Source organism: Flavobacterium sp. RHBU_24, assembly GCF_046613695.1.
GTDB lineage: Bacteria > Bacteroidota > Bacteroidia > Flavobacteriales > Flavobacteriaceae > Flavobacterium.
This window is the reverse complement of the sequence record NZ_JBKJHD010000068.1, coordinates 1-309: the sequence shown is the minus strand read 5'-3', so window position 1 is coordinate 309 and position 309 is coordinate 1. Positions and strand designations below refer to the sequence as shown.

The following is a 309-nucleotide window of genomic DNA, read 5'->3' as shown; positions in this document are numbered from 1 at the left end:
TAACACCTTCCCGATAAACAAGACGGCAGGCGGCGAGGTAACGGTTAACGCCGACCTTGCGCCGGTAGAGATACCAAACCCGCCGGTAATAACACTGGAGAACATCTACTTTGAGTACGACAAGAGCAACATCACTAAAGAAGCTGCCTTTGAACTGGACAAGATTGTAGAGACCATGAAGCAGTACCCCGATGTAATTGTAATGGTAAAATCGCACACCGACAACCGCGGTACCGACCAGTACAACATGAGCCTGTCTAACCGCAGGGCAAAATCAACGGTACAGTACATCATCTCTAAAGGCATAGG

1 protein-coding gene is annotated in these 309 nt (G+C 48.9%); it reads left to right on the top strand.

Features of this window, described 5'->3' with window-relative positions; translation table 11 throughout:
* On the top strand, window positions 1-309 hold a 309-nt coding region (locus ACLI09_RS18105; RefSeq protein ID WP_411421046.1), incomplete at both ends, for an OmpA family protein.